The organism is Deferrisoma palaeochoriense, assembly GCF_054656955.1.
Genome location: NZ_BAAHXI010000232.1, coordinates 1 through 229, shown reverse-complemented (window position 1 = coordinate 229; position 229 = coordinate 1). Strand labels below are relative to the sequence as shown.

General features: G+C 67.2%; 1 pseudogene. It reads left to right on the top strand.

Annotation, left to right across the window (positions count from 1 at the left end):
• Positions 1-229: pseudogene (locus tag ACYQ8L_RS18830) on the top strand (GDP-mannose dehydrogenase); the annotation flags it as partial.

The following is a 229-nucleotide window of genomic DNA, read 5'->3' as shown; positions in this document are numbered from 1 at the left end:
CGGCACCACCGAGCAGGTGGCCTACCCGATCATGCGCAAGGTGTTCCGCCGCCGGGGCATCGAGACCGACCCGCTCCTCGCCCATAGCTATGAGCGGGTCATGCCGGGCCGGCAGTACGTGGACTCCATCCGGAACTTCTGGCGGGTCTGTAGCGGCATCAACGACGAGGCCCGCGACCGGGTGGTCCGGTTCCTGAGCGACGTGCTAAACGTGGAGGACTACCCGCTC